The following is a 12,670-nucleotide window of genomic DNA, read 5'->3' as shown; positions in this document are numbered from 1 at the left end:
GGTTCACCGATGGGCCTAAAAAGTTATCTTCAGACCCTGGGCGATCGCACCCTCCACAGCACGGCCATCCGTGTCGCCCTAATTGTGGGCACTGTGATTTTTTGCATTAACCACGGTAGTGCCTTTCTCCATGGGACAATGACCCGGACCCGTTGGACGTCCATGGTTTTGACCTACTTTGTGCCTTACTGCGTCAATCTCCACGGCCAAATAGCCAGCCGGATGCGCCAGCAAGCCAAAGCCCACCCTTCTTCCGAGCCATAAAGATCTAGAGCCACTTTTTTATTAGTTTGGGGATTGCACCGATGCGCTTGACAATCTATTTCCGGGCCTTAGGCGATCGCACCTTTCGACCAACGGCGATCCGGGTTGCCCTGTTTGTGGGAACTGTCCACTTTTGTATTAACCATGGTGTTGCTGTGTTGAATGGCACCATGACCAGTACCCGCTGGCTGGCGGCGGCCATAACCTACTGTGTGCCCTACTGTGTCAATGTCCATGGTCAATTAGTCAGCCGACTGCGAGCCGAAGCTGAAGCGACCCAGGAGAGTTCCCAAGCAGATCCCCAAAAATTGACGTCGTAACTGGCATCAAAGTTAAAAGATTAATAGGTATGTTGGCCTTTGTTGGCCGCTTCTTTTTGCCAGCATTTTTCTAACAGGTTGATTTTATAGAGATACCAAAACCGATTCGGGTTCCATACGGTATGCCGATCTGTGTGTCCCACGGGTTGATTGAGATATTGAAATACAGGATCGACTAGGTGCCTAATTTTGAGCCACATAGACAGCATCCTCACCTTAGATAATATTTTTTGAATCGAAAAGCGGCGGTACATCACGAAACGCCTGCCCTCAAAATCTTGCTATGTCTTTAATGTGCCAAATTCCCAGGCGAAGCCAAAGGGATGCTTTTTTGGGGAGGATGCTCGTTTTTGCGAAAATATCCCCTAATTTGTCCTAATAATTCCTTTTTTGCCAACATAAACTTGATAGAAAATGTTGTAAAACTAAGCCCAGATGTAATATTTCTTTGGATAGTTACTATTTGTTGAAATATTACTTATTCGAGCAAAGAGAGTTTTTGCCAGGCAGTTTTTGGATAAAGGCGATCGCCAGTCGGTTGCAAAATTTCCGTGAGAATTTCTAGGGAATCCACAAGGCGCGGCCCCGGTCGGTTGAAATAAGCGTTGCCATCGCAGATAAATAGCTGATCATTGTGCACAGCCCGTAATTGTTTCCACTCAGGGTGCAACTCCAAGTCGGCGAGCATTTCCTGGCGGGTACGTTCGAGGTCAAAACCACAGGGCATCACCACCACCACATCGGGATCACTGGCCAGGAGGGTTTCCCAACTGATGTAGGGGGAATGTTTGCCCGGTTTGCCTAAAATATTCTCGCCGCCCGCGAGTTCAATGAGTTCCGGGAGCCAATTACCGCCGCCCATGAGGGGATCAATCCATTCAATGGCCGCCACCCGGGGCCGTTTTGCTAAAGTCTTGCCCCGTTTTTGGCAGGCTTGTACTCGCTGTTGTAGATCCTGCAAAACGGGTTGGGGATCGCGGTTAAACTGCTGGGCAACACGGCGAATATCCTGGTAAACGTCCGCTAGGGTATTGGGCTGGAGCGAAATCAACTGCGGCGGATGATCACTCAACTGGGCGATCGCCTTTTGCACATCGGCCAGGGTGACGGCACAAACATCGCACTGATCTTGGGTGACAATGTGGGTGGGTTGTAGGGCTTGCAAGACATCGAGCTTCACTTCATAGATCCCCAAGGCTCCTTGGAGCAACGCCAAAACTTCTTGGTCAATTTCGCCGCTGGGACGTTCTGAATCAAGGCGGGCAGCGGTACACACGGGGCGATCGCCAATCTCTGGGGGATAGTCACATTCGTGGCTCCGGCCCACCACGTCCGGAGTTAAACCCAGACAATCTAAAATTTCGGTGGCACTGGGCAAGAGCGAAACAATCCGGTAGGAAGCAACCATGAATAAAACACAATCGATGAACTACTGCTCATTGTAGCGGTGTCTTTTTTGGCACGATGTGAGCCGCTTGTCCCTAGAGGTTTTGGTGGTGGTGGTTAATGCGATCGCTAATTTGGCTCACCAATTGGGAGATTTTTTGATTTTTCGTCAGTAACTGACCAATTTTGTCGCAACTGTACATCACCGTAGTGTGGTCTTTGCCACCGAACAGTTCACCAATGCGGGGCAAGCTGAGATCGGTGTGTTGGCGCATCAAATACATTGCAATTTGCCGGGCCGTACTAATTTCCCGTCGTCGAGAAGCCCCCTTCAAATCCTCAATGCTCACCCCCGTGGCTTCGGCGGCAATTTGCAAGATCACATCCGGGGCCGCTGGAGCATATTCCACCGTCGGATTCAAAATGGGGGCGAGGTTTTCGACGGTCATCGGTAGGCCAGAGATCGCAATGTGGGTCACTGCTCGCAGGAGCGCCCCTTCCAATTCGCGGATATTCGCCGTGTAGTGGGTGGCGATATATTCAATCACCGAGCGGGATAGGTTTAAATTTTCCGCCTCAGCCTTTTTCTGGAGAATCGCCATCCGGGTTTCCAGGTCGGGGGGTTGGATGTCAGCAATCAGACCCATAGAAAAACGGGAAGACAGCCGTTGTTGCAAGCCTGGAATCTGATGCGGCGGGCGATCGCTCGCGAGGACAATTTGTTTACCCGCTTCGTGGAGAGTATTAAAGGTATAGAAAAATTCTTCCTGGGTGTATTCTTTCCCCTCGATGAACTGAATGTCGTCTACCAGTAAAATATCGGCGGTGCGGTAATGCTCCCGGAACGTTTGTAGACTATCCTTGCGAATCGCAACAATTAAATCATTGGTAAATTGCTCCGTGGAAACATAGAAAATCTTCGCATCCGGCTGGGTATCCAAACGGTAATGGCCGATCGCCTGCATGAGATGCGTTTTTCCCAGACCCACCCCCCCACAGAGCACCAGGGGATTAAAATCCCGCCCCGGTGATTCCGCCACCGCTAGAGCTGCAGCATGGGCCATGCGATTGGTTGGGCCAACCACAAACCGCGAAAACGTATATTTCGAGTTGAGTTCTGGGGTCTTTTTGCCTGGACGGGTCGATTGGCCACTGCGGGAACTATAGAAACTCTGGGTCGCTGCGAGGGTATTCCCTTCTGGAGAAGTGAGGCGTACCTTAACGGGCTGCTGCAATAATTCGGCGATGGTTTCGGTGATCAACGCACCATAGTATTTCTGGATATGGTTCAGGACAAAGGCATTTGGGGCACAGAGTACGATTTCATCCTCTCGCCACTGTTGGATCGCCGTCGGCTGAATCCAAGTTTCGTAGGTGGGGCGACTCAGTTGTTGTTCAAGTTTTGTCAGGACTTCTTGCCAAAGCCATTGGGGATCTTGCGCCACAGATTTCAAATAAAATAAACAATATTGAAAAAAAGTTATTCTTTTAATTGTAAACACATTCTTTTCTTTCCATGCAACAAAGTTATCGTCTTATTAAAAAACAAGAGCAATGGCATTTGGGCAGTGAAGCAGAGCTGGAAAATTTTATCTGGGATAATCTGAAAGATATTTTTGATCTCACTCCTCTCAAGAGACAGCATTACATCGACAATAACATTTGTGATATCTTGGCCGTTTCCAAAAATAAAGAACTGGCAATTATAGAACTTAAAAATGCAGGAGATCGGCATGTTATTCAACAGTTAACGAGATACTATTATGCCACTTCAAAACAGAAGCCATTCCCAGATAAAATAGATTATGACCAGCCTGCAATCTTAATTATTATTGCTCCTATATTTCACGATGAAACCTTAATTAACTGCTTATATCACAAACTTGCATTTGAATTATTTCAATTTTCAATAGTCGGTGACTTGCATCCACAATTCAAATTGAAGAAAATCAAAGAAGATGCTATTCACTGTTTTGAAACACCTCTTAAACCAAAGCTAGAGGGTAATCACGAAATCTCACCACCATCACAAGCTTTTTTGAACATACTAGCTCGTTGTGAAAAAAACTATGACACTCATCTTATTTTGAAAATCAGAGAAAAGATACTAGCATTTGATCATAGAGTCTGTGAAATCAAACGAACCCCTAACTTATTTTTATTTGGAAAAAATGAAAAGGACTTCTGTATTGATTTAAGGTTTATCAAAAGAAAATTATTTAAGGATTTTTTTCGTTACGAGTTAGAAATATCTTTCCGCCTACCTATTTCATTCTCAAAGCCCTATAGATTCAGTCGATATACTCTGACGAGTTCACATTTTCAAATGTATCCTCTTATTGAAGGTTTTAAGATAGAAGGGAATCTTAATTGCTTCCACTTAGAAAGAAATACACAAGGGAAGAGCAAAGGATGGATGGGAGGTGCAACATCTCATTTGTTGAGTTTCTATATATATGATTTTTTGTATGCAGAACTTGATCTTGACTGTGAGTGGAATCCAGATGAGTTATCAAAACATCTTGTAAAATATTGCACAATGGAAAACCTGCCTAATCCCCTCGATAGTGCGGAATCTCTTGTGATGTTTTTGGCAGAAATAGCATTGAAACTATGGGTGAAAAAGTTTGATGTTAATTGATAACTTCAAACTCCTTTAGAGCAGGGACAAAGTTATGATTTTCGTGACTGGGGCGACTCAGCTTCAGTAGGGCAAACCGTTGCAGGGGTGTTAGGGCTTGCCATTGATCGGAAGTAATTTCTACGTTGCAACTGCGGGCTTTTTCAAGCACTTGGGCGGGAATTTCCGTTTGTAACCAAGGGGGATTTGGGTCAATGGCTAGGACTTTGGCTGGTGTGCCAGTTTTCTCTGTAATCAGACCTTGGAGTGTTTCGTGGTAAAGCTGCACCTCAGCAGGGGTTTCACAGGGCATCTGAATCAATTGCGTTTTTTCGGCCTCTGTGAGTTTGTGCCAATGGTCGAGTTTCATTTTGACGCCGCAGGTATCGAGTTTGTAGCGCATGATCATCGGAATGCAGCGCAGCGATGCAATGAAGTCCTGCTCGAACCCAAAGAAATCTGTCATGGGATTTTGCCTCAGTAAAAGTTTGAGAATTTACATCCCCCTAAATCCCCCTTCATAAGGGGGACTAAGAGTTCTTTTTTTACTCCCGGTGCCACTCGGTAATACCGCCTGGTTTGTCCACCAGCACAATCCCTTTTTCGGCGAGTAAATCCCGGAGGCGATCGCCTTCTGCATAGTTTTTATTGGCGCGGGCGTCTTTGCGCTGTTGGATCAAGGCTTCAATTTCGGCATCGGTTAAACCAGCGGCCTGTTGCTTTGTTTCCGGGACAAAACCGAGGATATCGGCCAATTCCTTAAGGGTGAGCCAAAGAGAGGCGAGAATTTGCGGATTTTGCTGGAGTTTGCCTTCGTGGACGAGGATATTTTTCTCTTTTTTTAGTTCCTTCGCCAGTTCAAAGAGAATCGCCAAGCCGCCGGAAAAGTTGAGGTCATTGTCAACAATTGCTTTAAATTTCGCCAGGATGCCCTTGTCCGCAGTGATATTGTTCGTATCCAAATGTTCTGCCCCAAATAGCAGCGCATCATTGAGGGTTTCCCAGCCTTTGGTCGCAGCGGTGAGGGCTTCGTCGGTGAAATCCAGGGGCTTAGTGTAGTGGGCCTGGAGGATAAACAAACGCACGGCCATCGGGTCATATTTTTCCAGCAGCTCCCGAATCGTGATGAAGTTGCCGAGGGATTTGGACATTTTTTCCCCTTCCACCTTCACCATGCCATTGTGCAGCCAATATTTTGCTAAAGGCTGACCCGTTGCGGCTTCCGACTGGGCGATCTCGTTTTCGTGGTGCGGGAAAATCAAGTCACTGCCCCCCACATGGATATCAATGGTTTCCCCTAGGCGATCGCGCACCATCGCCGAACATTCAATGTGCCAACCGGGACGACCGGAACCCCAGGGGGAATCCCAGGCGGGTTCCCCTGCTTTAGCAGCTTTCCAGAGGGCAAAATCGAAGGGGTCATGTTTTTTCGGCGCATCAGGATCTTCTGTGACGCGACCGCTGGCTCCTGCTTGCATATCCTCTAATTTGCGGCCAGAGAGTTTCCCATAGCCATCAAACTTGCGCACCGCATAGTACACATCTCCCTGGGAGGCATAGGCAAAACCCCGTTGTTCGAGGTCGTGGATCAGCTTTTGAATCCCATCTAAACTGTGGGTTGCCCTAGGATATTCATCGGCGGGTTGAATGTGGAGCGCTTCCATATCCTCGAAATAGGCTTCGATAAATTTTTCGGCGATCGCCCCCATGGAACTTTTTTCCGCCCGCGCCCGATTGAGGATTTTGTCGTCAATATCAGTGAAATTTTGGATGTAATGCACCTCATAGCCCGACCATTGCAAGTAACGTCGCACCACATCCCAGATCAAACAGGTGCGTGCGTGACCCAGGTGGCAATAGTCATATACCGTAATCCCACAGCAGTACATCCGCACCCGATTAGCTTCGAGGGGTTCAAAGGGTTCAGAACGGCGATGGAGGGTATTGTAAAGACTGAGGGACATGGTAAGCACTGGCGTTGAGCGTGTTTCATTCTAACCCACGATTGCCCAGGGAATTCAATCCCCATTGACTCCTGCCGTTACAGTTTTTTGAACCTAGGCGATCGCCCCAAAAGACGGTGTTAGGTTGAAGGTAATTCTTCTCCTGGAGGTCAGCCCATGGCCACTTCATCATCTCGTAAACCGTTGTCCCAACGTTCCCTCACCCTCCTCCTCAGTGGTTGTTTGTTGGGGGGACAGATCCTTGCGGGTTGTCAGATGGCCTCCCAGAGAACTTCAGACACAGGGATGGATGCCATGGCCCCCCAAGTGGCAGAAACGGAGTCCATGCCGGTGATGCCTCCTCCCGATGGAGACATTCCCCAGGAAGCGCCAGATCTTTCCCAAGAAGATTACAACCTCATCCGCGATAATCCTTTCCAATTGGTGCGCACTGAACCGCTGTCTACCTTTGCCCTTGATGTAGATTCTGGGGCCTATAGTAATGTCAGGCGCTTTTTAGATGATGGTCAGCTTCCTCCCGCTGATGCGGTGCGCCTAGAGGAGATGATTAATTATTTCACCTATGACTATCCGGCTCCGGACGATCAACCCTTCGCCATTAGCACCGAACTCTCCCAAGCTCCTTGGCAACCCCAGCACCAACTCCTCCGCATTGGTATTAAGGGCCAGGAAATTGCAAATGAAGCCCTTCCCCCCAGCAATTTGGTGTTTCTCTTTGATGTGTCGGGGTCGATGAATGATCCCGATAAATTGCCGCTTCTCAAGTCAGCGTTTCGGTTATTGGTGAACGAGTTGCGCCCAGAGGATCGCGTTTCCATTGTGGTGTATGCCGGGGCGGCGGGTTTAGTCTTGCCCTCGACTTCTGGGGCCGAAAAAGAAACTATTCTGGCGGCCTTGGATAACTTAGAAGCAGGGGGTTCCACGGCGGGTGGTGAAGGCATTGAATTGGCTTACCAGGAAGCGGCGGAAAACTTTTTCGATAATGGCAATAACCGAATTGTTCTGGCCACCGATGGGGATTTTAATGTGGGGATGTCCAGCGATGCAGAACTAATTCGTCTGATCGAACAAAAGCGAGAGCAGGATATTTTTCTGACGGTGCTGGGCTTTGGTACAGGCAATCTCAAGGACGCCAAGATGGAGCAGCTCGCCAATAACGGGAATGGGAATTACGCCTACATCGACAACATCCTCGAAGCGAAAAAGGTGCTAGTGACGGAAATGGGTGGCACGCTTTTAACTTTGGCAAAGGATGTGAAAATTCAGGTGGAATTTAACCCGGCCCAGGTGCAGGCTTATCGTCTGTTGGGTTACGAAAATCGCCTGTTAGCGGCCCAGGATTTTAATGACGACACTAAGGATGCGGGGGAATTGGGGGCTGGCCATACGGTGACGGCTCTCTATGAAATTGTGCCGGTGGGTGTTGACTCGCCCGTGGAGTTGCCGACGGTGGATGATTTGAAATACCAAGAAACGCAATCCAATTCGGGGAATTTTGCGGGGGAATTGCTGCAATTGAAGCTCCGCTATAAACCCCCCACTGGCGATAATTCGGCACTGATCACCCAGGCGATCGCCAATGACAGTACACCCCTAGATCAAGCCTCTCCAGATTTTCGGTTTGCGGCGGCGGTAGCGGAATTTGGGATGCTATTGCGGGACTCCCCCTACCGTGGCGAAAGTTCCTTTGATCAAGTTTTAGAACTGGCCCAGGGCAGCAAAGGAGCAGATCCAGAAGGCTATCGCAGTGAATTTATTCAACTGGTTAAAACGGCCCAGGCTTTGAAATTTTAAGGAAGAAGACCAACGCAGTTTTTTGTTCTCCCGTAGGTTGTGGGTTAGGCGATCGCCAAGTGCATAGGGTCTGCTACCCGGCCACTACATAGCACCACGAAATGAAACATATCCTTCGGAGAACAGATCAATGAAAATCACACGACGCACCATTGGCAAAGGTTTAATGCTTGGCACCATGATTTTAATGGGGAGTAGCTTTAGTGCTAACGCAGCGCCGCCACCCCCTAGCGGTTGCCCGACCGGCTGGGCCCCCCGTCCCCAGGAAGTAAATTTCCAGCTTGGCCCTTGCTTACCCGGTACCATTGCCACGCCTCTACCAAGTCCTCAGCAGGCTCAACCCAAACCTCTGACCTGCCCAGAAGGTTGGCAGCCCCGGCCCCAGGAAGTAAATTTCCAGCTTGGCCCTTGTCTACCCGGCACTATTGTGACACCGACTCCCCAACCCCAGGCGGAACTTCTCCTTCCTGCTATTCAAAAAATGCATTTGGGTCTGCCCGGAAGATAACTCACAAAAAAACAAGATCACCATGGTGCTGTTTTCTGAAAACTTTGACCGGGGTGATCTTATTTCTTGATTTGATTTAAGCGAGTTCAAAGGAACCGTTCAGTTACCTAAGCAACATCCGTATAGGCTTCAAAATCCATAAAAGGAGAACTATAGGGCTCAAGATCCATGAAAGGAGAGCTCAAAAACTCCTCTGCTTTGATGGGACGACTAAACAAAAAGCCCTGGATTTCATCACAGTTAAATCGCGTCAAAAATTCCAACTCTCCCTCATCTTCAACCCCTTCAGCAACTACCTTAAGGTTGAGATTGTGGGCCATTTCAATAATTGCGGTAATAATTGTTATATTAACACGGTTCCGGTGAATCCCATGGATAAAGGAGCGATCTAGTTTGAGGGTATCAAAGGAAAACTGCTGCAAATAGCTTAAAGAAGAATAACCCGTGCCAAAATCATCTAAAGCAATTTTCAAACCCAAAGACCGCAAGGCCTTTAAACGTCGTATCGATACTTCCCCATTGTTCACGAGGGTGCTTTCTGTCAATTCCAGTTGGATATCTTGGGGTTGCAATTGATTGTTGATAATAATTTGGCTGAGGCGATGGTGCAGATTGAGTTGGGTAAATTGTTTTGCCGAAAGATTGATCGACATATAAAAGTCCTTGAGGCCCGCAAGTTGCCAACGACGCAATTGGCAACAGGCTTCTTCCATGACATATTCCCCAATCGGGATGATTAAACCGGTTTCTTCGGCCAGGGAAATAAATTGATTGGGCAAAACCAAACCACGGGTTGGGTGAAACCAGCGTAAGAGGGCTTCGGCACCAACCACCTTGCCCGTTTGCAAGTTCATCTTCGGCTGGTAAACAACTTCGAGTTCGTTGCGTTCGAGAGCTTGCCGTAGGTCGGCTTCGAGGGAAACCGTATTCAAGCGGCCCACGTTCATTGCGACGGAATAAAAAGCGTGTTGATTGCCCCCTTGTTTTTGAACTCGCAACATGGCTGTGTGGGCATTACTGAGCAGTTCATCAAGGGTAATGCCATCTCTGATGTAGAGGGCGATGCCGATGCTGAGGCTGATAAAAACATCCTGTTGGTCTTCTGTGGTAAAAGGGGAGCTAAAGGCCGCGAGGATTTCTTCGGCAATGTTGACGACTTCGTGGCGATGTTCTAGGGGATGAAGAATCGCACAAAATTCTGAAGTGTTGAGACTAACGACAGTGCCATATTTCTCTAAGGTTTGTTGTAGGCGATCGCCTACCTGCTTGAGTAAAGCGCTGACAATACCGTGGCCAAGGTATTCATTAAGGAGCTGAAAGCGGTCTAGACCAATGGAGAGAAGCGGAGTGGAGGGCACTGTCTCACTATCTTCTTGACCGAGGGGTAACTGTGCCACCACCTTTTCAAAAGCATAGGTAATCCTATTTTGATTCGGTAGACCGGTGAGACTATCTTTCTCGCTCAGTTGGTTTAACTGCTCGGAATAGTATTGTTTGACCTTGGAGTATTTGTTGAGACGTACTTCGACAGCCTTGAGGAGTTCTGCAGCTTGGATCGGTTTCATCAAATAATCATCGGCTCCGGATGCCATTCCCTGGCGGAGTTGCTGACCCTCTGCTTGGGCCGTCAAAAAAATGAAGGGAATCATTTCCGTTGCTTCCTGTTGCTGGAGCCGTGCCAAAACGTCATAACCACTCAAATGGGGCATCATCACATCACAGATGATGAGATCCGGGTGATATTCCTTGGCTGCCTGAATTCCTTTTTCACCATCACTCGCTTCGATAACGATGTAGCCAGCATTTGTAAGAATTCTTCGAGTCAGTTTACGGATAACGTAGTCGTCTTCAATGACGAGAATCGCCGTGATTTCTCCGGGATTTTGCAGGCCAGAGGAAACATCATTTTGGACGGAAAAGTTGTTAGGAGACATATTCACTCAGCATCTCAGGGCGTTGGTGGAACATTTTTTCGGGGAAAGAAACCAAGCTATTTGCCATCAGATAATTGGATGTTCGCTGTTTCTGTAAGGATGTTTTCTTTCATTAAGTGCCACAATCATTGCGCTGTAGATGCCAATTGCTATCTCAAAAACGTTGGAGGTTCGGGGTCAAACCTCGGACTAGCGGGGTGGCTACGCGCGAAAAATGTTGGCTCGCCTTAATTTTGATTTATGAAAATCAAAGGCGTTATGTGTAGAAATGTAACACGGTGGCGGGAAAAAAGTAAATCTGGGGTATTTACTCTAATTTTTTTCCGTGGAAAATTAAAACCAAAAGATTGCTTTCGCTAAGGGAATTGTTTATTTCTGTTGGGCGATCGCCACAGTCGTTTCGGGCAAGGTCGTCAACCGGGGTAGGCGATCGCGCTGTTGAAACAAAATAAAAGCCGCCACTACCAAGAGAAAATACCCAAAGCCCTTTTGGAGTTGTTTTGCATTGAAATAGCGCCCACTGTAGCCGCCGAGTAAAATTCCCAGGCTCGCCACAAAGGTAAAGTTCACCATCAGATGCCAATCAAAAACCACATCAGCCTGGCCAAAGTAACCCAGGAATCCGGCGATCGCATTCATCACAATAATCACCAGGGAAGTGCCCACCGCCTCTTTCATTTCCGTTTTACCGAGTAACACCAGGGCGGGCACAATCGCAAAGCCCCCACCAACTCCCACTAGCCCCGTCAAAATGCCAATCCCCAAACCTTCCGTGAGCAACCACAGCCAACAGTAACGGCACACCGGGGCCGGATAATCTTCAAGGTGTGGCTCATTTGCTTGGTGGGCGATCGCCTTGCCGCTTTTGCGAATCATAAAAATCGCCGCGATCAACATCATCACCGCAAACAGCAATAGCTGCACCGTCCCTGTGATGAAGGGTAACCGGGTTAACTGCGCCCCCAGGAAAGCCCCCACCATGGTCGCCGAGCCAAAAATCCCTGCTTTTTTCAAGTTAATATTCCCCTGTCGCCAGTGGGGCACCAAACCCACGGCACTGACAATGCCGACGATAAACAACGTCATGGCGATCGCACTTTTCGGGTCAACCCCCATCACATAGACCAAAATCGGCACCGCCAACACCGAACCACCGCCCCCCATCAAGCCCAGACTGATTCCAATACAAGCCGCTAAAAAATATCCCAAGAGCTGCATCATATCCTCCAAAAAAAAGCCCCCAGCAACTGTGGGGAGCAATGTCGTTCGTTAAATCTATTTGACTCGGTTGTAGGGGAGACGGGCCAAAATTTTCGCCATGCCGCAGAAGCCCGTAAAGCCCGCAAACATCAACCCAGAGCCGACAAATCCTGTGAGTAGCAAAAACCAAGGAGAGACAAACGCACTCAGTAATGTACCGACGAGGACTAGACCCCCGGCGACAATTTGCACCTGGCGCATCATCGGTAAAGGCGCTTTTTTATCTTCGTTGTAGGGCAAGTTAGCGCCCTTCCAGGCCGTAAATCCGCCGTCAAAATGGGCCACTTGGTAATAGCCTGCCGCAAAGAATAATTCTGCCGCCCGTCGGGAGCGATTGCCGCTTTGACAATAAAGGATCACATTTTTCGTTGTCTGGGGCACGGTGTCTACGGTCAAGCGAGACAGGGGAATATTTTGCGCTCCCGCCACGTGTTCTCTCGCGTATTCAGCTTGTTCGCGCACATCGAAAACGACGGTATTGGGAGAATTGACCTGGGCGGCAAACTCGGCGGGTGAAAGTTCAAGTAATTGTTGTTGGGTAGTAGTCATTGCACTAAAAAAAATGGTGATGATTGGGTGTAATCCGAGACGAAAAATGGCTTGCTTGCCAGGGAAAAAGA

The 12,670-nt window shown here is 48.3% G+C and carries 12 protein-coding genes; 5 read left to right on the top strand and 7 right to left on the bottom strand.

The features are described 5' to 3' along the window. Window positions 1-9 precede the first annotated feature (9 nt). Window positions 10-264 carry a nitrate/nitrite transporter NrtS1 gene (gene nrtS1, locus FEK30_RS04040; protein WP_030008055.1) on the top strand — a complete coding sequence of 85 codons (255 nt, stop codon included), beginning with the start codon at window positions 10-12 and terminating at the stop codon, window positions 262-264. A gap of 41 nt (window positions 265-305) precedes the next feature. Further along, window positions 306-584, top strand: coding sequence for a nitrate/nitrite transporter NrtS2 (gene nrtS2, locus FEK30_RS04035; RefSeq protein WP_030008056.1), 279 nt, complete (start codon window positions 306-308; stop codon window positions 582-584). A gap of 478 nt (window positions 585-1,062) precedes the next feature. Here nrtS2 and FEK30_RS04025 read toward each other — a convergent pair whose 3' ends face one another. Next, window positions 1,063-1,992 (bottom strand): cobalamin-binding protein, encoded by a 930-nt coding sequence (locus FEK30_RS04025; protein WP_138071957.1) that lies wholly within the window; start codon window positions 1,990-1,992, stop codon window positions 1,063-1,065. Window positions 1,993-2,065: 73 nt separating this feature from the next. Next, window positions 2,066-3,415 (bottom strand): chromosomal replication initiator protein DnaA, encoded by a 1,350-nt coding sequence (gene dnaA, locus FEK30_RS04020; protein ID WP_062431512.1) that lies wholly within the window; start codon window positions 3,413-3,415, stop codon window positions 2,066-2,068. Window positions 3,416-3,486: 71 nt separating this feature from the next. Here dnaA and FEK30_RS04015 point away from each other — a divergent pair, with 71 nt between their 5' ends. Further along, complete coding sequence (locus FEK30_RS04015) at window positions 3,487-4,611, top strand: PDDEXK family nuclease (RefSeq protein WP_138071955.1); 1,125 nt, start codon at window positions 3,487-3,489, stop codon at window positions 4,609-4,611. On the opposite strand, the gene FEK30_RS04010 is transcribed toward FEK30_RS04015, so the two are convergent. Together FEK30_RS04010 and cysS are read right to left on the bottom strand one after the other, a co-directional pair. Next, on the bottom strand, window positions 4,604-5,056 hold the full coding sequence (locus FEK30_RS04010; protein WP_138071953.1) for a nitrate reductase associated protein: 453 nt from the start codon (window positions 5,054-5,056) through the stop codon (window positions 4,604-4,606). The two genes, FEK30_RS04015 and FEK30_RS04010, sit on opposite strands and share 8 nt — an antisense overlap. 79 nt (window positions 5,057-5,135) lie before the next feature. Beyond that, a complete protein-coding gene (cysS, locus tag FEK30_RS04005; protein WP_138071951.1) occupies window positions 5,136-6,554 on the bottom strand; it encodes a cysteine--tRNA ligase in 1,419 nt (472 codons plus the stop codon). Between the two features lie 156 nt (window positions 6,555-6,710). Between cysS and FEK30_RS04000 the strand changes: the two genes are divergently transcribed. After that, entirely contained in the window at window positions 6,711-8,348 is a 1,638-nt protein-coding gene (locus FEK30_RS04000; RefSeq protein WP_138071949.1) for a vWA domain-containing protein, read from the top strand. Between the two features lie 130 nt (window positions 8,349-8,478). Continuing rightward, window positions 8,479-8,856, top strand: coding sequence for a hypothetical protein (locus tag FEK30_RS03995; RefSeq protein WP_099239989.1), 378 nt, complete (start codon window positions 8,479-8,481; stop codon window positions 8,854-8,856). A gap of 107 nt (window positions 8,857-8,963) precedes the next feature. On the opposite strand, the gene FEK30_RS03990 is transcribed toward FEK30_RS03995, so the two are convergent. The 3 genes from FEK30_RS03990 to FEK30_RS03980 form a co-directional block, all read right to left on the bottom strand. Then, window positions 8,964-10,790 carry a two-component system response regulator gene (locus FEK30_RS03990; RefSeq protein WP_255448009.1) on the bottom strand — a complete coding sequence of 609 codons (1,827 nt, stop codon included), beginning with the start codon at window positions 10,788-10,790 and terminating at the stop codon, window positions 8,964-8,966. 369 nt (window positions 10,791-11,159) lie between these two features. Beyond that, a complete protein-coding gene (locus tag FEK30_RS03985; protein WP_255447943.1) occupies window positions 11,160-12,011 on the bottom strand; it encodes a sulfite exporter TauE/SafE family protein in 852 nt (283 codons plus the stop codon). 54 nt (window positions 12,012-12,065) lie between these two features. Continuing rightward, complete coding sequence (locus tag FEK30_RS03980; RefSeq protein ID WP_099239993.1) at window positions 12,066-12,599, bottom strand: rhodanese-like domain-containing protein; 534 nt, start codon at window positions 12,597-12,599, stop codon at window positions 12,066-12,068. Window positions 12,600-12,670 lie beyond the last annotated feature (71 nt).

The organism is Picosynechococcus sp. PCC 11901 (genome assembly GCF_005577135.1).
Lineage (GTDB): Bacteria > Cyanobacteriota > Cyanobacteriia > Cyanobacteriales > MRBY01 > MRBY01.
This window is presented reverse-complemented; position numbering and strand designations above follow the sequence as displayed.

Coding starts and splice junctions, on each gene's coding strand:
- FEK30_RS04010 (WP_138071953.1), bottom strand. CDS start 5,056: ATGACAGATTTCTTTGGGTTCGAGCAGGACTTCATTGCATCGCTGCGC.
- nrtS1 (WP_030008055.1), top strand. CDS start 10: ATGGGCCTAAAAAGTTATCTTCAGACCCTGGGCGATCGCACCCTCCAC.
- FEK30_RS03980 (WP_099239993.1), bottom strand. CDS start 12,599: ATGACTACTACCCAACAACAATTACTTGAACTTTCACCCGCCGAGTTT.
- FEK30_RS04000 (WP_138071949.1), top strand. CDS start 6,711: ATGGCCACTTCATCATCTCGTAAACCGTTGTCCCAACGTTCCCTCACC.
- FEK30_RS03995 (WP_099239989.1), top strand. CDS start 8,479: ATGAAAATCACACGACGCACCATTGGCAAAGGTTTAATGCTTGGCACC.
- cysS (WP_138071951.1), bottom strand. CDS start 6,554: ATGTCCCTCAGTCTTTACAATACCCTCCATCGCCGTTCTGAACCCTTT.
- FEK30_RS04015 (WP_138071955.1), top strand. CDS start 3,487: ATGCAACAAAGTTATCGTCTTATTAAAAAACAAGAGCAATGGCATTTG.
- nrtS2 (WP_030008056.1), top strand. CDS start 306: ATGCGCTTGACAATCTATTTCCGGGCCTTAGGCGATCGCACCTTTCGA.
- FEK30_RS04025 (WP_138071957.1), bottom strand. CDS start 1,992: ATGGTTGCTTCCTACCGGATTGTTTCGCTCTTGCCCAGTGCCACCGAA.
- FEK30_RS03985 (WP_255447943.1), bottom strand. CDS start 12,011: ATGATGCAGCTCTTGGGATATTTTTTAGCGGCTTGTATTGGAATCAGT.
- FEK30_RS03990 (WP_255448009.1), bottom strand. CDS start 10,790: ATGTCTCCTAACAACTTTTCCGTCCAAAATGATGTTTCCTCTGGCCTG.